16 protein-coding genes are annotated in these 18,802 nt (G+C 44.4%); 2 read left to right on the forward strand and 14 right to left on the reverse strand.

From position 1 onward, the window contains the following. The 12 genes from LZF95_RS19950 to LZF95_RS20005 all read right to left on the reverse strand — a co-directional run bounded on the left by LZF95_RS19950 (window position 1) and on the right by LZF95_RS20005 (window position 12,966). Window positions 1-759, reverse strand: a complete 759-nt coding sequence (locus LZF95_RS19950) for a cell division protein FtsQ/DivIB (RefSeq protein WP_233756846.1) — start codon at window positions 757-759, stop codon at window positions 1-3. Then, window positions 756-2,168 (reverse strand): UDP-N-acetylmuramate--L-alanine ligase, encoded by a 1,413-nt coding sequence (gene murC / locus LZF95_RS19955; protein WP_233756847.1) that lies wholly within the window; start codon window positions 2,166-2,168, stop codon window positions 756-758. The genes LZF95_RS19950 and murC overlap by 4 nt, the downstream gene beginning before the upstream one ends. Then, window positions 2,165-3,247 (reverse strand): undecaprenyldiphospho-muramoylpentapeptide beta-N-acetylglucosaminyltransferase, encoded by a 1,083-nt coding sequence (murG, locus tag LZF95_RS19960; RefSeq protein ID WP_233756848.1) that lies wholly within the window; start codon window positions 3,245-3,247, stop codon window positions 2,165-2,167. The genes murC and murG overlap by 4 nt, the downstream gene beginning before the upstream one ends. Before the next feature lie 29 nt (window positions 3,248-3,276). Further along, window positions 3,277-4,446 (reverse strand): FtsW/RodA/SpoVE family cell cycle protein, encoded by a 1,170-nt coding sequence (locus LZF95_RS19965; protein WP_233756850.1) that lies wholly within the window; start codon window positions 4,444-4,446, stop codon window positions 3,277-3,279. Continuing rightward, a complete protein-coding gene (gene murD / locus LZF95_RS19970; RefSeq protein ID WP_233756852.1) occupies window positions 4,443-5,792 on the reverse strand; it encodes a UDP-N-acetylmuramoyl-L-alanine--D-glutamate ligase in 1,350 nt (449 codons plus the stop codon). Before murD ends, LZF95_RS19965 begins: the two co-directional genes overlap by 4 nt. A gap of 4 nt (window positions 5,793-5,796) precedes the next feature. Next, window positions 5,797-7,008: a phospho-N-acetylmuramoyl-pentapeptide-transferase gene (mraY, locus tag LZF95_RS19975; RefSeq protein WP_233756853.1), complete on the reverse strand. Its 1,212-nt coding sequence runs from the start codon at window positions 7,006-7,008 to the stop codon at window positions 5,797-5,799. A 1-nt stretch (window position 7,009) separates the two neighbouring features. Then, window positions 7,010-8,473 carry a UDP-N-acetylmuramoyl-L-alanyl-D-glutamate--2,6-diaminopimelate ligase gene (locus LZF95_RS19980; protein WP_233756854.1) on the reverse strand — a complete coding sequence of 488 codons (1,464 nt, stop codon included), beginning with the start codon at window positions 8,471-8,473 and terminating at the stop codon, window positions 7,010-7,012. Next, window positions 8,474-10,582 carry a penicillin-binding protein gene (locus LZF95_RS19985; protein ID WP_233756856.1) on the reverse strand — a complete coding sequence of 703 codons (2,109 nt, stop codon included), beginning with the start codon at window positions 10,580-10,582 and terminating at the stop codon, window positions 8,474-8,476. It abuts the gene before it with no gap. Then, window positions 10,579-10,962: an FtsL-like putative cell division protein gene (locus LZF95_RS19990; RefSeq protein WP_233756858.1), complete on the reverse strand. Its 384-nt coding sequence runs from the start codon at window positions 10,960-10,962 to the stop codon at window positions 10,579-10,581. The genes LZF95_RS19985 and LZF95_RS19990 overlap by 4 nt, the downstream gene beginning before the upstream one ends. Then, window positions 10,959-11,870 (reverse strand): 16S rRNA (cytosine(1402)-N(4))-methyltransferase RsmH, encoded by a 912-nt coding sequence (rsmH, locus tag LZF95_RS19995; protein WP_233756860.1) that lies wholly within the window; start codon window positions 11,868-11,870, stop codon window positions 10,959-10,961. The genes LZF95_RS19990 and rsmH overlap by 4 nt, the downstream gene beginning before the upstream one ends. A gap of 4 nt (window positions 11,871-11,874) precedes the next feature. Continuing rightward, window positions 11,875-12,309: a division/cell wall cluster transcriptional repressor MraZ gene (gene mraZ, locus LZF95_RS20000; RefSeq protein ID WP_233756862.1), complete on the reverse strand. Its 435-nt coding sequence runs from the start codon at window positions 12,307-12,309 to the stop codon at window positions 11,875-11,877. A gap of 465 nt (window positions 12,310-12,774) precedes the next feature. Then, the gene (locus LZF95_RS20005; RefSeq protein ID WP_233756863.1) at window positions 12,775-12,966 is read right to left on the reverse strand and encodes a CsbD family protein; all 192 of its coding nucleotides are present in this window, start codon (window positions 12,964-12,966) and stop codon (window positions 12,775-12,777) included. A 365-nt stretch (window positions 12,967-13,331) separates the two neighbouring features. Between LZF95_RS20005 and LZF95_RS20010 the strand changes: the two genes are divergently transcribed. Both LZF95_RS20010 and LZF95_RS20015 read left to right on the forward strand, forming a co-directional pair. Further along, a complete protein-coding gene (locus LZF95_RS20010) occupies window positions 13,332-14,357 on the forward strand; it encodes a ligase-associated DNA damage response exonuclease (RefSeq protein ID WP_233756864.1) in 1,026 nt (341 codons plus the stop codon). Then, on the forward strand, window positions 14,354-15,952 hold the full coding sequence (locus LZF95_RS20015; protein ID WP_233756866.1) for an ATP-dependent DNA ligase: 1,599 nt from the start codon (window positions 14,354-14,356) through the stop codon (window positions 15,950-15,952). The genes LZF95_RS20010 and LZF95_RS20015 overlap by 4 nt, the downstream gene beginning before the upstream one ends. A gap of 202 nt (window positions 15,953-16,154) precedes the next feature. Here LZF95_RS20015 and LZF95_RS20020 read toward each other — a convergent pair whose 3' ends face one another. Both LZF95_RS20020 and LZF95_RS20025 read right to left on the reverse strand, forming a co-directional pair. Continuing rightward, on the reverse strand, window positions 16,155-18,152 hold the full coding sequence (locus LZF95_RS20020) for a M56 family metallopeptidase (protein ID WP_233756867.1): 1,998 nt from the start codon (window positions 18,150-18,152) through the stop codon (window positions 16,155-16,157). Next, a complete protein-coding gene (locus tag LZF95_RS20025; protein ID WP_233756868.1) occupies window positions 18,152-18,523 on the reverse strand; it encodes a BlaI/MecI/CopY family transcriptional regulator in 372 nt (123 codons plus the stop codon). The genes LZF95_RS20020 and LZF95_RS20025 overlap by 1 nt, the downstream gene beginning before the upstream one ends. Window positions 18,524-18,802: the final 279 nt, after the last annotated feature.

The following is an 18,802-nucleotide window of genomic DNA, read 5'->3' on the forward strand; positions in this document are numbered from 1 at the left end:
TTATTCACAGACTATTTGATCCTTAAACTTTACGCTTACCCTCCCGTAAGCATTCCACCCTTTTCTAGGCAATATTTCTTTATAAAAGACCGATATCCGGTCAAACTTATTTGCTATATCATATCCGTCACCAAACTCAATAACTTGCCTTCCCACTTGTTGAAAGAGGCGGATATCATCCCTTGAACCCACCTCCAGTTCTGTAATCTGGGCATTCCAAAATTCATCTTCCGAGATAAACACGATCAGATCCATCAATTCTGGCATCTCTGCATTGACATCCCCTATATCCATGATATGCTCAGCAAACGCTCCCTGCAAAATCAGCACTCTACTTGTATATGAGGTTGAGGTAGGAATCACCTTGCCTTCAGTAGTGATGTATCCATCTGGTCCCAAAGGCTGGGCTATTCTAGCTATCGGTTGATGCTGGGTTATTTTTAAATTCAGAATCCCCTTCTGGCCTATCATCGCCTGCGCAGACTTCACAAAAGGATGGCCGAGCAGCCTACCTTCTATTTCTTTCATCGGCACCTCACTCAGCATTAAGCCAGGTTTAAGTTCCGGGAATGCCTCTTTCAGAATTTTCGAGATTTCAGCGTCCTCCACAAAATAAACCCCGCTTACCCCTTTTATATCTATCTCGGCTCCTTGGAAAGTCTTGTATAGCGTCTGCTTCTCCACAAAAGCAATGAATCCTACCAGCACAACACTGAGCAATACGAAAGCGAGTATTTTCTTCAGGTTAGCCTTTTTCATAGTGCGTAGGGGTTTAGTCTCTCATTCATCCAAGCAGCTATACCCGGCACTAACCGATCTATATCTCCAGCGCCCAGCGTTACCAAAACTTCTGGCTTAGCCTGATCCAAATACCTCATCAAATCCTCTTTCGACACAAGTTCCTTCCGATCAGTATTGATCCCGTCAAGCAACATGGCTGAGGTAATCCCCGGTATCGGAACTTCCCTGGCCGGATAGATATCCAGTAAAATCACAGAATCCGCAAGTGAGAGACTTTCAGAAAACCCTTCGGCAAAATCCCGTGTACGGGAAAATAAATGAGGCTGGAAGATCACCGTCAATTTCTTGGTTGGGAACATCGCACGTACTGAACTCAAACAGGCCCTGATTTCCTCTGGATGATGCGCATAGTCATCTATAAAGACACGGTTCCCTTCGTTTACATGAATTTCAAATCTTCTTTTTACTCCTTTGAAAGAACTCAAACCTTTACGTATCTGCTCCTCGGATATCTGATGATCCAAAGCAATGGCGATCGCTGCCAAGGCATTTTCCACATTATGGAATCCAGGGATAAACAACTCTAATCCTTTTATACCATGCTTGCCATCATGATAGTCAAACACGAAAGATCCAGGTCTAGCCTGAATATTCTCTGCTCCGATACCTTCTGATCTCAATCCATATTCCCGGGTAGTTATCTTTGGAAGTCTGCCTTCTCCGAGCCTCTGGGCGGCGTGCTGCTGCACATATAACCTTCCCTTCTTATCTATCAGGTGTACAAACTCCAGAAAACCATCCAATATGTGCTCCTCATCTCCATAGATGTCCAAATGATCTGGATCTGCACTAGTAAGCACTACTTCATTTGGATGAAGCCTTAGAAATGAACGATCAAATTCATCTGCTTCGACCACTACCGTAACCGGCTCCTTGGACTTCTTGTCTCCGAGAATCAAGTTGCTTTTATAGTTCTGGGTAATACCCCCCAAAAATGCGACTACAGGCTTACCTGCTGATTTCAGCATGTGGGCGATCATGGAAGAAGTAGTAGTCTTGCCATGAGTGCCAGCCACTGCGATAGTATAGTAGGCACTCGTCACCATCCCAAGTACCTCAGATCTTTTCTTAAGCAAAAAACCCTTTTCACGAAAGAAATTAAGCTGTCCGCTCTCCTTAGGCATGGCAGGAGTCCAGATGACCAAAACCTCGGCCGGGTTCTTTATTACTTCCACAGGGATAGTGTCAATGCTATCTACAAAGGAAATCCGCATTCCCTCCGCGATCAATTCCTCTGTAAGTGGTGAAGGTGTGCGGTCATAACCAGACACAGCATATCCCCCATGTCGAAACCACCGGGCCAAGGCACTCATGCCTATCCCGCCGATACCGAGTAAATGGACACTATTTATACCTTCGAAGCTCATCCAATCAATTGTTCTATTTCTGATACAATGGCATTTGCCGCATCAGGCTTTGCCAAGCTCTTTATATTTTGCCCTAACTTCACAGAGAGATCCCTGTCCCTTAGTAGTCCTCCCACCTTCTGCTGAAGCGAGCCCACTGCCTCTGAGTCCCTCAGGAGAAGTGCTGCATCATGGCTTACATACGCCATAGCATTTTTTGTCTGATGATCCTCGGCTACGTTAGGAGATGGAATGAAAATCACTGGCTTGCCAACAAGCGAAAGCTCTGAAACCGACAGTGCTCCAGCTCTGGATACGATCACATCAGCTGCGGCATAAGCAAGATCCATTTCCCTGATAAATTCATTCAGCCTAATCGAGGTAAGACCTGAATCTGCCAGCTTGGATTTCATCTCTTCGTAATAATACTTGCCACACTGCCATAAGACCTGATACCCTTCTTCATCCAACTTCTGCATATCGTGCAACACCGCCTGATTAAGTGTCCGAGCACCTAGGGAGCCTCCCAACACAAGGATCGTTTTCTTAGCGGGATCTAGCCCAAAATGTGACATCGCCTTTTCTCTTTTTCCCTTTAGATTCAGAATATCCTTACGAACAGGATTTCCGGTGTAAGCGATTCTTTCCGCAGGGAAAAACCGATCCATATCAGGATAGGCCACACATATCCTTTTGGCTTTTTTTGCCAAAATCTTATTCGTCAGACCGGCATAGGAGTTCTGTTCCTGCACCAAAGTTGGAATTCCGGCTCTTTGTGCGGCATACAGTACCGGGCCACTGGCATAGCCACCTACTCCCACCACTGCATCTGGCTTGAATTTCCCGATGATCTGAGAAGCCTGGGTAAGACTTTTCAAAAGCTTGAAAGGGAATTTGAGGTTTTCGAATGTCAGGCTTCTTTGCAGACCCGCCACAGGGAGGCCTTTGATCTTGTATCCAGCTTCAGGTACTTTCTGCATTTCCATTTTACCCAAGGCCCCCACAAACAAGATCTCACTGGAAGGGTGTTTTTCCTTCCAGGCATTGGCTATAGCGATAGCCGGATAGATATGTCCTCCGGTTCCCCCACCACTGATCAAAATGCGATATGTGCGTTGTGTGTTAATAGTTATGCTGTTTTAAGTCTTGTTCTATTTCCTATAGTTGAGTTGCTGGCCTGAGATTCATCCTGATGATCCCCACGACTGACAGAGAGTATAATTCCAAGGGAAATCCCCGTAAACACCAATGAGGTCCCTCCCATGCTCAATAGCGGAAGAGGCAGACCTGTGATAGGCCCTAGACCCACCGCTACGGCCATGTTCACCAAAGCCTGGATCACAAGAGCGAAACTCAAACCTGCTGATAGCAATCCACCAAAAGCCTTATTGGAGTTAGCTACGATGCGCATTCCTCTATACAGCAGTGCCAGATAGAGAAAGAGTACTGAGAAACCACCTATAAGGCCATATTCTTCAATTATAATGGCATAGATAAAATCCGAATAGGGATGAGGAAGTGAATTCCTCTGCTCAGAATTACCCGGGCCTTTGCCCCCTATTCCTCCCGTGGCAATGGCTATATAGGATTGCTCCGCCTGAAAGGGTATTTCTTCTTCGTTAAAGAATGCCTCTACCCTAGAGATCAATGTTCCTCCACGCTGTCCTGTAAATCCCGCCACTGTCAGTCCCAAAACACCCACCAAAAGGACAATTCCTATATATTTCACCGGCACCCTACCGATAAACATGATCAATAGACAGGTCATCAGAAGCAAAATTGCGGTAGAGAAATTGGCCATTGCTATCAGCCCGCAAATCATACCAACTGCAATAATGATTGGGACGAAAGTGTTTTTGAAATCAGAAATATTCTTCTGCCTCTTCGCAAGCATGAGAGCAATCGCAGCTATTAGGGAAAGTTTGGCCAAATCAGAAGGCTGAAATGCCTGGTTGATCACCGGAATTGTAATCCAGCGGTTTGCCTCATTGATATTTGAGCCAAACATATAGGTCACCACCAACAAGGGAATTGAGATCAGTACACCAAGCTTGGCGTACATAGCATACTTTCTGTACGGGATTTTATGGGCGAACCACATTACAAGGAGGGATACCAAAATCAACATGGAATGCTTGATCAGGTAGATTTCCGTATTGCCTCCCGCATACTTGTGAGCCAAAGATCCCGTGGCAGAATACACCACCAGAATGCTGAATAAAGACAATAGAATTACAATCCCCCAAATAATAGGGTCGCCTTTGAAATTCCTGTCTATCCATGCTTTAAACTGATTCATGCGATAGCTTTAGGTTTAAGGTTCTCTACTGCCTCGCGAAACTGAGTTCCGCGATCCTCATAATTTTTGAACAGGTCAAAACTTGCACAGGCTGGAGATAGCAAGACCACATCTCCGGACTCTCCAAGTTCTTGCCCCCAGTTTACTGCTTCTGCTATATGCTGCGTTTCTCTGATATCATCTATCTCCGCCACAAAAGCTGCCTTTAGTTTTTCATTGTCTTTGCCCAGACATATCAGTGATTTTACATTTTTAGTCAAAGGCAAGAGCACGGAGTAATCATTTCCTTTATCCACTCCTCCGGCGATCCAGATCAATTCATTGGCATAGCTTGCCAAAGCATAAGCGGTAGCTTCCACGTTGGTACCTTTGCTGTCGTTGATGAATTTCACTCCATCCACTTCTCTGATCAGCTCCATGCGGTGCGGGGCGTTTTTGAAGGTTTGGAAACCAAGCACCAACTCCACCTCTTTCACTCCTGCTATCAAAGCTGCAGTACCTGCACACATGGCATTCAGCAGATTATGTTTTCCCTGGATAGAAAGGGAATGAACAGGAACCTGCACAGAGTCTCCAGCAACTGCAAAACTCAAGTGCTCTCCATCTGTCCATGCTCCGGACTTCTGTACTGCCAGGGTTGAAACCCACAGCGTGCCAGCACCAATGGTATTGTTCTTCAGACCTTGTTTTGTCAAGGCATCATCAGCGAAAAGAATTGCCTTGTCATCTGAAGTCATATTCTTGAAAATCCCGAATTTGGAATTTATGTAATTGTCAATTTTGTAATCATATCGATCCAGGTGATCTGGAGTGATATTCGTCAGGATGGCTACGGCAGGTTTGAAATCCACAAAGCCATCAATCTGAAAACTGCTGCACTCAATTACCCACCATTCATGATCGCCTACCGCCAATTGAGCGGCCCAGCTTTGACCTACATTTCCTGCCAGTCCCACATCCAATCCTGCTTCTCTCATCAAGTGATAAGTGAGCAAGGTGGTGGTCGTTTTACCATTTGTCCCAGTGATGGCAATCACTTTTCCTTTACTGTGGCCAAATGCAAATTCCAACTCATCAATAACCGGAATACCTTTCTGTGCTGCTTTAAGCAATAAATCTGACTTCGGCGGTATGCCCGGACTTTTGATGATCATGTCGGCCGAAAGTATTTTATCAGAAGTATGTTCTCCTTCCTCAAAATCAATTTGCAAGCGTTGCATTTCGGATTTTCTACCGGAGGATATTTGTCCTGCATCCGAAACAAAAACGGCATAGCCTTTCCCTCTGGCAAGCATAGCTGCTCCCAATCCACTTTCTCCCGCACCAAGAATAGCCAATCCTTTCATTGTTCTATCTCAATTTCAAAGTCGCCAATGTGACTACTGCAAGCAAAATCCCCACAATCCAAAACCGTGTTACAATTTTGGCTTCAGGTATATTTTTCTTTTGGTAATGATGGTGTAGTGGAGACATAAGGAATATCCTCCTGCCTTCACCGTATTTCTTCCGGGTATATTTGAAGTACCCCACCTGGAGCATTACGCTTAGATTCTCGATCACAAACACGCCACACATCACTGGTATCAATAATTCTTTTCGAAGAGTCAAAGCCAAAACGGCTATTACCCCACCCAGCATCAAACTTCCCGTATCTCCCATAAACACCTGTGCCGGGTACGCATTGTACCACAGGAATCCCACGCATGCTCCTATAAATGCCGAGGCAAAAATCACAAGCTCCCCTGAATTGGGGATATACATGATATTGAGGTAAGAGGAGAATATGGCATTGCCGCTGAGGTATGCGAAAATCGCAATAGTCAGACCTATAATAGCTGATGTTCCAGCTGCCAGTCCATCAATTCCATCTGTGATATTTGCCCCATTAGAAACAGCTGTGATGATAAATGTCACTATGAAAATGTAGAAGACAGGCGTCATGGCTTCACCCATAAAACCAAGCAAAGACTCGTAGTTCAGCTCATTGTTTTTAGTGAATGGAATGGTGGTTTTGGCCACCTTCACATCACGAAAGGCAGGCGTTTCCACCACTCCCTCTTCGATAGAAACCGGATTCTGGAATTCACGGATAACCACACTCTCATGAAAATAGAGCGTAGATCCTACTATAATTCCAATACCTATCTGACCTACTATTTTAAATTTACCTGCTAAGCCTTCCTTATTTTTCCTGAAAACCTTTATGTAATCATCGATAAAGCCTATCGTCCCCAACCATACGGTGGTGATAAGCAGAAGTATGATATAGATATTGTTCAGATCCGCAAAAAGCAAAGTAGGGATCAGAATCGCAGCCATAATCATCAAGCCACCCATCGTAGGGGTTCCTTTCTTTTCGTTCTGCCCGTCCAGTCCCAGATCTCTTACCGTCTCCCCGATTTGTTGTCTTCGGATCCAAGCGATGATTTTATGACCAAAAGAAATGGTAATTATCAATGAAAACAGCGATGCCATCCCGGCGCGGAACGAAATGTACTGAAACACTCCCATTCCAGGAATGTCAAGCACTTTGTCCAAATAATCAAAAACAGGATATAACATCTCAGTCTTGTGTCAATTGTTGTAAAAACTCTGTTACTACTTCAGTATCATCAAAGTGGTGCTTCACCCCTTTGATTTCCTGATAATCCTCATGCCCTTTGCCGGCAATCAGGATGATATCACCTTTCTGTGAAAGCATACAGGCAGTCTTGATTGCCTCTCTGCGGTCCACTATGGTCAAGGTTTTTCTGAGCTCAGATGGGCCTACACCCGCCTGCATATCGTTCAGTATTTCCGAAGGCTCTTCGAAGCGGGGATTGTCGGAAGTAAGTATGGCCTTATCGCTTTCCTGCACGGCAATTTTTGCCATCACAGGTCTCTTGCTCTTATCCCTGTTTCCTCCACATCCTACCACTGTGATCAGTCGCTCACCGCCTGTCCTTGCCCCGTTGATAGTTTTGAGCACATTATCCAAGGCATCCGGCGTATGTGCATAATCAATAATAGCTGTAATACCAGCGATAGAAACTCTATCAAACCTCCCTTTGGCTCCTCGAATCCCAGACAGCTCCCGCAAGACTTCGTCTTCCTCCTCTCCCAATAACACGGTCACTCCCAGAACCCCCAAGAGATTGTAGGCATTGAACGCACCTATCATCCTGAACCAGATCTGCTTTCCGTTGATATCCAGCTCTAGCCCCTCCAATGTATTGGAGATGATTTTCGCTTTGAAGTCTGCCGGAGATTTCAAAGCAAATGTCCGATGCGAGGCCTTGCAATTTTGAAGCATTACCGCTGCCCGCTTATCATCACCGTTTACCAGCGCAAAGGCCTCCTTTGGAAGCTCATCAAACAACTTTTTCTTGGCTTTGATATATTCGTCAAACGTGCCGTGATAATCCAGATGGTCGTGTGAGATATTGGTAAATACAGCACCAGCTAAGTTCAATCCCGCTATTCTCTCCTGAACTATAGCGTGAGAACTTGCTTCCATGAAACAGTGTGTACATCCTTCATCCAGCATTTTGCGTAGCAATGCCTGCACACTCACCGCATCCGGTGTGGTGTGTGTGGCGTGGATTACTGTTTCATTGATTTTATTCTCTACAGTGGAAAGTAAGCCGGTACTATAGCCCATCCGCATAAACAACTGATGCAAAAGTGTGGCTGTAGTCGTCTTGCCATTGGTTCCTGTAATCGCAACTACTTTGATTGTTTTAGAAGGATTGTCAAAGTAGTTGCTTGCCATGACTCCTAATGCACGTGCAGAATTCACTACCTCTACATAAGTGACTCCATCCAGAAGCTTCTCCGGCAACCGTTCACAGACAACACTTTGGGCTCCCAATTCAATTGCCTTCTCAATAAACTCATGTCCGTCCACCTGCGTACCTTTGATGGCCACGAAAGCACTTCCTTCCTTCACCTGCCGGCTATCAAAGACAATATCCTTCACCTCCACCTCCATATCACCGGTAGTAGAGGTTAGAGATACTTTATATAATATGTCCTTCAGTACTTTCATTTATCCTAATACCAGATTAATCGTTGCGTTGGGGGTTAGTTTTGCTCCAGGAGCAATGGACTGCCCTTTCACCCTGCCCTTGCCTGAATAATTCACCTTCAACCCCTTGTTTTCAAGGATAAAAAGCGCGTCCCTGAGCGATAATCCAGACACATCCGGAACCAATGCCTTATCGGTGTCATTGACACTCATTTCCACGCTGGCATCATGGGACACCACCTTCACCCATTCCTCAGGGTTCGCAGCGGAAGCATTCAGTCCGAGCTTCCGGAATATTCCCTGAAGCTCTTCTGCCTTGCCAGCTTTGACATAAGGCATATGTTCAATTTCCGTTTCCGCTCTAAATATTTCCTGTTGATTGTCCGGGTTCAATTCAAGGTCAAGCGAATATATTTTATCTGCGATTTCCTTGAAAACCGGCGCTGACACATCTCCCCCGTAGGCAGCAAAGCCTGTAGGGCTATCGATCACCACTACCATAGAGTATTTGGGATTGTCCGCAGGAAAATATCCCGCAAAACTGGTGTAGTACTTTTTGGTATATTTTCCGTTGACCAGCTTCTGTGCAGTGCCTGTCTTCCCTGCAATTTTATAATCCGCATTGGCGATGTTTCTAGCCGTCCCTTGTGCTACTACTCCTTCCAACAGACCCTGAAGGTTTTTAATGGTTTTTTCTGAAGCTATTTGTTTCCTCACTACCTCAGGCCCGTATTCTTCTTTAATGATATTGCCTCGGGAAACTGACTTCACGATGTATGGCTTCATCATTTTCCCATCATTTGCCACCGCATTGTAAAGAGCAAGTGTGTGAAGCGGATTAAGCTTTACCTCATAGCCAATGGATATCCATGGAAGCGTGGTGCCATACCAGTCCTTTGCCCCAGGCTTTTTGAAATATGGCTTACCTTCACCCACCAGCTGAAACCCAAAGGGCTCTCTCAAACCTACTTTATCTACGTAAGCCATGAACTTGGAAGGACTGGAGCCAAAGTGCTCATCCACCAACTTGGAAATTGCCACATTGGAGGACTTTTCGAAAGCCTCCCGTATAGTCAAGGTGCCAAAGCCACCATTTTTGGCATCCCGCATCACTTGATTATAAAATTTGTGCGCACCATTTCCTGTCTCTATCGTCTCCTCTAGCGTAACCTTATTTTCTTCCAGCAGCGCCAGCATAGAAAGCAGCTTGAATGTGGATCCTGGTTCCGTATTCCCCTGATCACCTATCGCAAAATTGTAGTTTTCCCCATAGCCATTTCCGCTGGTATTCCTTTGCAAATTGGCAATGGCTTTGATCTGCCCTGTTTTCACCTCCATGACGATCACCGAACCAAATTCGGCATCCCTATCAGTCAACTGTCTCCTCAAAGCAGTTTCTGCCACGTCCTGAATATTCACATCAAGCGTAGTCGTGACATCGTAGCCATTTTCGGGTTTTACGTCTTCCGCATCAAAAACAGGCTTCCATGTCCCGCCTACCAATCGTTGGAAAAGCGCCTTTCCATCTTGCCCTTGTAGGTACTCATTGAAACTATACTCTATGCCTGCACCGTAAGCATCCTCATTCAAAAAGCCAACAGTTCTGCTGGCAAGGGAATTGAAAGGCCTATATCTCTTTTCTACTTTTTCGAAAATCACTCCACCTCCCAGCCTTCCTTCTCTGAAAATCGGCCAGGTGGACATTTCCTGCATCCCCTGATAACCGATCTGCTTTCTGTTCAGTACCAAATAGCGCTTGTTCTCCAGCCTTGCATCATTTATCATTCTCTTATATGCCGCTGCCGATTTATCCTTATAATATGCCGAGAGCAACTCGGCCAAAGAATCAACCCCAGACTTATACACATCGGTTTTGACAATGGTAGGATCCAGCGCTACCCTATAAAAAGGCAGGCTAGTTGCCAGCAAACTCCCGTCAGCCGCATAGATATTCCCACGTGTGGCAGGCACCTCACGGTACTGAAAATTGATCGTCTCAGCTTTTTCACGCCATATGTCCCCATCCGCCATCTGTAACTTGGTGATTTTATACGGAATAGCGGCTGAGCACAGTGCTATCAGTATGAAAACCACCCGTACCCTGAGCAATATGGATCGCTTGAAATTCACTTTTCGATTTCGATTTTTATAGGTGGCTGATTGAGTTCATATATTTCCAGAGCCGCGACTTTCTTAGCCACTTCTGACTGCATGCTACTCAGCATGTATTCCGCTTCCAGCGTAGTGACATCGGCACGAAGATCTTCCACTTCCTGTTGTACCTTGTCGATCTTTCGGACCATATTCTCTGCCCGGTGATTACTCCATATATAGATCAGAGCCAATAATGCCACAAAACCAACCGGCGGAACCAATTGTACAGGAACCCCCTCACCCAAGAGCCCGGTAATATCCAGCTTCTCCTCTATCCAGGTAAAAACGGATTTCCTCGGGCCTCCTTTTGGCCTGTTCCCTGACTTTATCTTTTTTCTAAATGTGTTTGTACTCATACCTCTGTCTTCTTCGCTATTCTGAGTTTGGCACTTCTAGCTCGTGGATTGGATGCGATTTCTTCAGCATTTGCCACCACAGCACCTCTGCTTATAGGTACCAAGGGACGAATTAGATTCCCGTAGAAATCTTTTTCCACCTCACCCTGAAACCTTCCTTTGACCATGAGGTTTTTCACCAGACGGTCTTCCAGACTGTGGTAGCTCATCACCACAAGCCTGCCTTCAGGCTTTAACACATCTACTGCCGCCAGCAGCATCTCCTCCAAAGCCCCCATTTCGTCATTCACTTCTATTCTCAACGCCTGAAAGACTTGCGCATAATATTTAAAGTCTTTCCCTCTGGGAGCATATCTTTTCAGAAAAGACGTAAATCCCTCCGTGGTTCCAAACTGCTGCGATGCCCTTTCAGCGACTACAGCCTGCGCCAGCGTCTTGGCATTTTTCACCTCACCATACATCCCGAATATCTTGTGAAGCCTACCTTCATCATAGGTGTTCAATATTTCTTTGGCCGACAGATCTGCCGACTGGTTCATTCTCATATCCAGGCTACCGCTAAAGCGTGTAGAAAAACCCCGAGTGGGCTCATCGATCTGATGGGACGAAATACCCAAATCCGCCAATACACCATCCACCTTCTTCACCCCATGAAGCCTGAGGTATTTTTTCAAATCCCGGAAATTGGCAGCTATGAAGGTAAAGTTGTCACTCGAAGGAATATTGGCCTCAGCATCCACATCCTGATCAAAGGCGTATAAATGCCCTTTATCCAGGTATTTCAGAATCTCCCTAGAATGCCCACCCCCACCAAAAGTCACATCTACATAGATCCCATCTGGATCAATAGACAAGCCTTCAGTGCATTCGGCTAGCATCACTGGGATATGGTAAATAGACTCTGCCATGAGATTATATGAGATGCTTCTCCATCAGACCGGATAGATCTGCAGGATCTACTATTATATTCTTACTATAGTTTTCTTGGCTCCAGAACTCTATCCGCCCACCGTTACCTACTACCACCACCTCTTTCTCAAGTCCCGCATAGGCCTGATAGACCTTTGGGATCAGCAATCTCCCCGTACTATCCAACTCCACATCCACTACAGAATTGAAAAAGGAGCGTTGCAGCAACCTCTGTTCAGGATTATGGATGGAAAGTGCCTTGATTTTATTTTCAAGTTTTTTGTATTCCACCATGGGGTAAAGGGCCAAACATCTATCTTCAGCCATCCGAAGCATAAGCGTAGTCCCATTAGCCTCTGGTATTGCCGCCTTTATCTTGGCCGGCAACACCAGACGCCCTTTGGGATCTAGCTTGCAATCGTATTGACTTCTGAACATAAATTCTTGTACTCTTTATGATGATGCGTTTATAGTAAAGACAAAAGTAACAAAATGCTTTCCACTTTCTACCACTTTACTCCACAAATTCCCACTTTCACTTAAAAGTAGGCAAATCTTTATTGCATCCCAATAGATAATCGAAAAAATCCTTGATTTTTTTGGAGGTATTTTATTGATTAGAAAGAGGTTAGATATTCCCCAAATTGGGGCAAAACAAGGCATTTCAGCCATTTTTCGGGCTGATTTTAAAATTTCATAACGAGGACGCAGTAGGGGACAAGAGAACGTGGGGCGATTTCCCACACAAATCCGGACTACGATCACCAAGTGGAGAAGAATCCCGCATCCTACTGAGCAGGCAAAAAAATTCTCCGAAAACTGAATATTACCTATTCTTTTAAACTAAAAAAAGGCATCCCCTGTCAGGGAACGCCTTAGCTCTTGGAAACAATCCAACTTAGATCATAATTTGTCTATGAATGACTTTACTTCCTCTTTTGATTTACCCGTTTTCTTCTGGATTTTACCTAGAAGTTCATCGGATTGTCCTTCGCTGTAAGTCAAATCATCTTCAGTCAAATCACCGTATTGTTGCTTTAATTTACCCTTGATCTCGTTCCAGTTTCCTTTTACTTTATCTTCGAATGCGCTCATGATTTCTACATTTTGTGGTTATATTAAATAATTGATTATAGCTACTGTGTATCCACAATTAATGCTAAACTTAATTACCTCAAAAAAAGCCTCGTTTATAGCTATAAGAGGCATTTTACAAGAAATCAGGCTAGACAAAAAGAACCAAGTTGGGGAATCAAATTCAGGATTTGAGAAGAATTTATCGTATAAATGAGTGGTACAAAAAAGTAAGTGAGGAATAGATTTCTGTCCGAATCCTAAAGATCCAGTCTCACAAACCCTGAGTCACCTTAAACTAAAAAACCCTATCATCTCAGGAGACACCTTCGGGTAAGCGGAACAATCGTTGAGTTCCAGAGTTTTTAAATACTAACCACACTCAGATGGCGACTTCCGATCTATTGGTCTTTAATTCCAAGGGCATTTATTGTCCACAAGCTGAAATTTATATCGATCCGTGGAAACCGGTTAAGCGTGCAATTATCACGCATGGACATTCTGACCATTCCCGGCTTGGAAATAAATTTTACCTCACCCATCACAGCAACATACCCATAATACGACACAGACTAGGGGATATCAATGTGCAAGGAATAGCTTGGAATGAGCCTTTCCAGATCAATGGTGTGACATTCAGCCTTCATCCTGCCGGACATATTGTAGGTTCCTCCCAGGTAAGGGTAGCCTATAAGGATGAAGTATGGGTATTCACAGGTGATTACAAAACAGAAAATGACGGGGTTTGCACTCCTTATGAATCTATTCAATGCCATACGATGATTACCGAATGCACCTTTGGGCTTCCTGCTTTTAAATGGAAATCCCAGACCACCGTGTTTGATGACATCAATGAATGGTGCCAGCGTAATAAGGAAGAAGGGAAAACCTCAGTCCTATTGGGATACACACTGGGCAAAGCTCAGCGACTTCTCAAGCACTTAGATCCATCTGTAGGAAAAATATTCACACATGGAGCTGTGGAAAATATGACGGAGGTGATCCGGCCCTTGGTGGATATGCCGAAGACAACCCTTATCACCAAAGACACAATTGCAAAGGAGATCAGAGGAAATATAGTGATAGCGCCTCCCAGTGCCCATGGCTCTCCTTGGATTCGTAAAATGGTTCCCTTTGAAACCGGAACGTGTAGTGGCTGGATGGCTTTTAGAGGTGCCAGAGCCAGAAGGGCTACCGATAAAGGATTTGTTCTTTCAGACCATTGTGATTGGCAAGGCCTACTCCACAGCATCAAAGCCAGTAATGCCAGCAGGGTGATCTGTACCCATGGATACACAGATATCTTCAGTCGATACCTATGTGAACTTGGATATGACGCAAGTGTTGAAAACACCCTTTATGAAGGTGAAAAGGAAGATGCATCCACTCTAGACCCCGAACAAGCAACATGAAACAGTTTGCCCAACTAATCGAAAAGCTGGATGGAACCAATAAAACCAACCAAAAAGTAGGCGCATTGGCAGATTACTTTGCCCAGGCTGAAGAGCAGGATAAGCTTTGGACAATTGCCATTCTCTCACACAGACGCCCTCCACGACCAGTAAACACAACTCTCCTGCGGACTTACGCTGCAGAACTCGCACAGATTCCCCTGTGGCTTTTTGAAGAAAGTTACCATATCGTGGGAGACTTGGCAGAATCTATTGCTCTTGTGGTGCCGAATGATCAGCATACCTGCAACAAATCATTGAGTGAAATCCTTGAAGAACTGATTCTCTTAAAACCAAAGCCAGATCTAGAAAAGAAAAAGTATGTGCAACACATGTGGATGCAGCTGGATTATTATTCGAGGTTTGTGTTTACCAAATTACTGACAGGATCCTTCCGTATTGGGATTAGCCAGAAGTTAATGACCAAAGCACTTTCCCGAGTCACCTCAGTGCCAGAAGATGAACTTGCCTATAGACTGATGGGCAACTGGAACACTGAAGAAACTACTTTCGAAGAATTGATATTTGGAAGAAATGAGCAAGCCTATGTCTCCAAACCCTATCCTTTTTATCTGGCATACGCTTTAGAATGCAATGTCCATGAATTAGGAGAAGTTACTCAATGGGCCGCAGAACATAAATGGGATGGCATCCGGGGGCAGATTATCTGTCGGAAAGGTGAAATTTTCGTCTGGTCAAGGGGGGAAGAATTAGTGACAGACAAATATCCAGAGATTGCCGATTTAGTCAATTTTCTTCCCTTGGGCATAGTCATCGACGGAGAGATATTGCCATATATTGATGGTCAGATAGGCCTCTTTAATGATCTACAATCCCGCATAGGGAGAAAGAATGTGAGCAAATCTATACTGGCAAAAGTCCCGGTAATCTTCAAAGCATATGACATTCTGGAGTATCAGGGAAAAGATATCCGAGAAATGCCCTACCAAGACAGAAGGCTTCTCCTTGAAGAACTGGTGAGCGGAACAAACCGCCCTTCACTACAGCTTTCGGATCAAATGAACTTCACCTCCTGGGATGAAGCTATTGCCGAACGGGAATTGTCCAGAGAAAAACGCAGCGAAGGCTTGATGCTAAAAAAGAAGTCAGCACCTTACCAGGTGGGACGAAAAAAGGGGGATTGGTGGAAATGGAAAATCGAACCGCTGACCATTGATGCAGTACTTACCTATGCCATGCGCGGGCACGGGAGAAGGACAAATCTTTTCACAGACTATACGTTTGGGCTATGGCAGCTTAATGCAGAGGGAAAAATGGAGTTGGTCACCTTTGCAAAAGCGTACTCAGGGCTTACTGACAAGGAGTTTGCTCAAGTGGACAACATAATCAAACGGACAACGCTTGAACGGTTTGGCCCAGTCCGAAGTGTAAAACCCTCTCTTGTATTCGAGCTGGCCTTTGAGGGGATAGCCTTTTCCAGTCGTCATAAAAGTGGGGTAGCCGTACGGTTCCCCCGCATACTTCGTTGGAGAAAGGATAAAAAAATCGAGGATGCCAATACGCTCGATGATCTAAAAGCGCTCATCCCTAAGTAGAGGTCTCCTCTACAGTTAAAAAACCACTATTACTCTCTTCATAAGGAATTTAAAGCAACTTGATGAAAATAGACACTAGCTTTGCCTCAGGAAATGGTCAACAACTTCTATCGAAGTATAAAAAAACACCTGTCCAGCAGACAGGTGTTTTTAAAGTACTAACACACAATTATTTAATTCATCTGGGCAATAAAGATTCTCGCTACTTATTATCTTCCTTTTTCTTTAATTCCTGCTCCAGTTTTTTCTGATATTCTTCAATCTTGGCGGCATTTTCTTTTTGCCAGATCTCCATTTTTTGCTGATACTCCTCCATCTTTGGCTTCATCTCTTTTTCCCAGGCCTTTATTTTCTCCTCATAAGCCTTCATTTTTGGCTCGTTTGAATCTTGCCAAGCCTTCATTTTGGCCTCAAATTCTTTCATCCTTGGCTCATTAGCTTTCTGCCACTCCTCCATCTTTTTCTCAAACTCCTTCATTTTTGGCTCGTAAGCTTTTTGCCATTCGGCCATTCTTTTGTCAAAAGCTTCCATTTTCGGTTCATATGCCTTCTGCCACTCAGCCATCTTTTTCTCATAAGCTTCCAGCTTAGGCTTCATGGCACGCTCCCAGTCTTCCATTTTTGCCGCATATGCTTCAGCTCTTTTCTCCATCTCCTTTACCCATTGCTCTCTTTCGGATTTGGACATATTCACGGTGTCCTTTGGAGAAAATAAATTCCCGCCAAATTCAAAAACCGGAGGTGAAACCATAAAATCCATCACCGGCATAGTTCCCATATCAAAGTCCATCACCGGTATGAAGCCCATGTCAATATCTATTATCGGAGCCATCTGAAAATCCATTGGTGGCATGGGAGCCATCTGAAAATCCATCACAGGGGCCATAGCTTCGACAGGAAAAGGAGGCATAGGAGTCAGCTCCAGCTCCGGCATATTATCTAGGATGATGGTTTCTCCATTATGGCTATAGACAAATGACTTGTCTTTCTTAACCGAAATAACTGTATCGACTTTGCTGATAATGGTATCTATCGAGGCACTTATATTGACGTTGCTATTGACTTCAATTCTTGACTCAACATTTTCTTCCACCTCAGCAACCGGATTGACCTCGGCAGTCACATTCACTGAAACTGGTATTTCCTGTTCTACGGACACCGAAACGTCCTGTTGTGCTGTAGCCATCAGGCCAGCGCTTAATAAGAGAGTAAGTAACATAGGGATAGATATAATAGGGTTTTGAGGATATGTCTGGGCGGGATGCCCCAGTATTCTTTTGATTCGCTGAAGCGTAGGGTTTCGTTTTGCGGAAGCCGCCAAGGCCAACTCAGGAGGATTTTGTTTTGCAAAGTTCAACACCTCTGCTAAACCAAAAGCCAGTTCACGAGGTGAAATCCCAGCTTTTACAGCCGCATCATCCGCAGCATTTTCTCTCAACTCTTTCACCGTCTGATTCATCCACCAATAACATGGATGGTAGAAAAACAGTACTTCGAGCAACGACTGGAGAAGGTTGATGAGGTAATCGTTTCGCTTCACATGAGCTAACTCATGGGCAATGATGGCTTCCAACTGAACTGGACTGAGCTGAAAAATCAGACCAGCGGGAATAAGAACAATAGGTTTGAAATAGCCGAAAGTAATAGGAGACACTCCATAGGAAGTCACTCGAAGATCCACCTTTTTGGAAATGTTCATTTTTCCCATCATGCGATACATCATTTTCTCCAGTTGGAAGTCCTGAGGATCTGAAGATGATTTTCTCAATGTTCTGACCTCAGAGAGACTATTGAACAGTCGGAAAAGAAAAAGTAATGCACCCACGAACCAAAAGTTTACCAAGACGGGTAGCTGGAGTTCTATCCAGCTGATAAGCATATCGATCATCCCTCCCGCTCCTAAAGATGCCGAAGCCTGTGCGTCAGCAAAAACCACTTCATCGAATGCTATCCGCTCCAATAAAGGAGTTGGTCTAAAGCTGGATAACTCAAAGAAAAAAGTGGATACCGCAATTAGAAAACTCAGTACTAAACCACCCAGAGAAAGGTTATGCTTGAATGTTGGGCTCTTTTTATGGAAAATTTTTAGCAGAAGCCACAGGGCGGCTCCTATTAAAACCAACTGCCAAAATGAGTGTACGAGCGTCCACCCCATGGCGTAAAGGAAGCTCTCAGGAATCCAATCGTTCAAAAGATCCATTATTTCGTATGTTCTAGTTGATCCAAAAATGCGCGAATTTCATCTAACTCCACTTTGGAAGGTTTTTCTTCTCCCAAGGCATGAAGCACCAGCTGCTGGGCCGAGCCGCCAAAAGCAGTAGAAACCAGATTTTTCAACAAAGACTTCTGTGTCTCCTTCTGACTGGTCAAGGGGCTATATATATGTGTGCGTTGCTCCTCGTTTCGGTTTACCAATCCTTTGACATGCATGTTTTGCATTGTTTTCAGCGTGGTAGTATAACCTGTGTCTTTAGTCTCTGCCAGTCGCTCATGAATCTGGCGAACACTAGCTTCTTTCATTTCCCACAGTAGGGAAAGTATTTCTAATTCTGATTCGGTAGGCTTATTCATAGCATATATACGATTGCTTTCGTACAAATATATACGAAGAGAATCGTAAGTTCAAAACATCTACGACATTAATCGTATTAAAAAGTGTTAAATCACTATTTTACAGTTACTTACAGACAGTTGAAAAAATAGAAAAATTGGCTTAACCGGAAAAAACAGGGTTAAAATAAAGATTCATCACTTATGAAATGGTCATCTCCAAATTTTGGAAAGGTTTTGATAGGATAATCAAAGGCATAAGGACCGTTCACCATATAGCAAGCGGAACTATGTGTAAAT

It is taken from the genome of Algoriphagus sp. AGSA1, from assembly GCF_021390545.1.
GTDB lineage: Bacteria > Bacteroidota > Bacteroidia > Cytophagales > Cyclobacteriaceae > Algoriphagus.

What these genes read in the sequence shown, in the direction of transcription:
- LZF95_RS19950 (WP_233756846.1), bottom strand. Translation starts at nt 759, where the DNA reads ATGAAAAAGGCTAACCTGAAGAAAATACTCGCTTTCGTATTGCTCAGT.
- murC (WP_233756847.1), bottom strand. Translation starts at nt 2,168, where the DNA reads ATGAGCTTCGAAGGTATAAATAGTGTCCATTTACTCGGTATCGGCGGG.
- LZF95_RS19965 (WP_233756850.1), bottom strand. Translation starts at nt 4,446, where the DNA reads ATGAATCAGTTTAAAGCATGGATAGACAGGAATTTCAAAGGCGACCCT.
- murD (WP_233756852.1), bottom strand. Translation starts at nt 5,792, where the DNA reads ATGAAAGGATTGGCTATTCTTGGTGCGGGAGAAAGTGGATTGGGAGCA.
- mraY (WP_233756853.1), bottom strand. Translation starts at nt 7,008, where the DNA reads ATGTTATATCCTGTTTTTGATTATTTGGACAAAGTGCTTGACATTCCT.
- LZF95_RS19980 (WP_233756854.1), bottom strand. Translation starts at nt 8,473, where the DNA reads ATGAAAGTACTGAAGGACATATTATATAAAGTATCTCTAACCTCTACT.
- LZF95_RS19990 (WP_233756858.1), bottom strand. Translation starts at nt 10,962, where the DNA reads ATGAGTACAAACACATTTAGAAAAAAGATAAAGTCAGGGAACAGGCCA.
- rsmH (WP_233756860.1), bottom strand. Translation starts at nt 11,870, where the DNA reads ATGGCAGAGTCTATTTACCATATCCCAGTGATGCTAGCCGAATGCACT.
- mraZ (WP_233756862.1), bottom strand. Translation starts at nt 12,309, where the DNA reads ATGTTCAGAAGTCAATACGATTGCAAGCTAGATCCCAAAGGGCGTCTG.
- LZF95_RS20005 (WP_233756863.1), bottom strand. Translation starts at nt 12,966, where the DNA reads ATGAGCGCATTCGAAGATAAAGTAAAAGGAAACTGGAACGAGATCAAG.
- LZF95_RS20010 (WP_233756864.1), top strand. Translation starts at nt 13,332, where the DNA reads ATGGCGACTTCCGATCTATTGGTCTTTAATTCCAAGGGCATTTATTGT.
- LZF95_RS20015 (WP_233756866.1), top strand. Translation starts at nt 14,354, where the DNA reads ATGAAACAGTTTGCCCAACTAATCGAAAAGCTGGATGGAACCAATAAA.
- LZF95_RS20020 (WP_233756867.1), bottom strand. Translation starts at nt 18,152, where the DNA reads ATGGATCTTTTGAACGATTGGATTCCTGAGAGCTTCCTTTACGCCATG.
- LZF95_RS20025 (WP_233756868.1), bottom strand. Translation starts at nt 18,523, where the DNA reads ATGAATAAGCCTACCGAATCAGAATTAGAAATACTTTCCCTACTGTGG.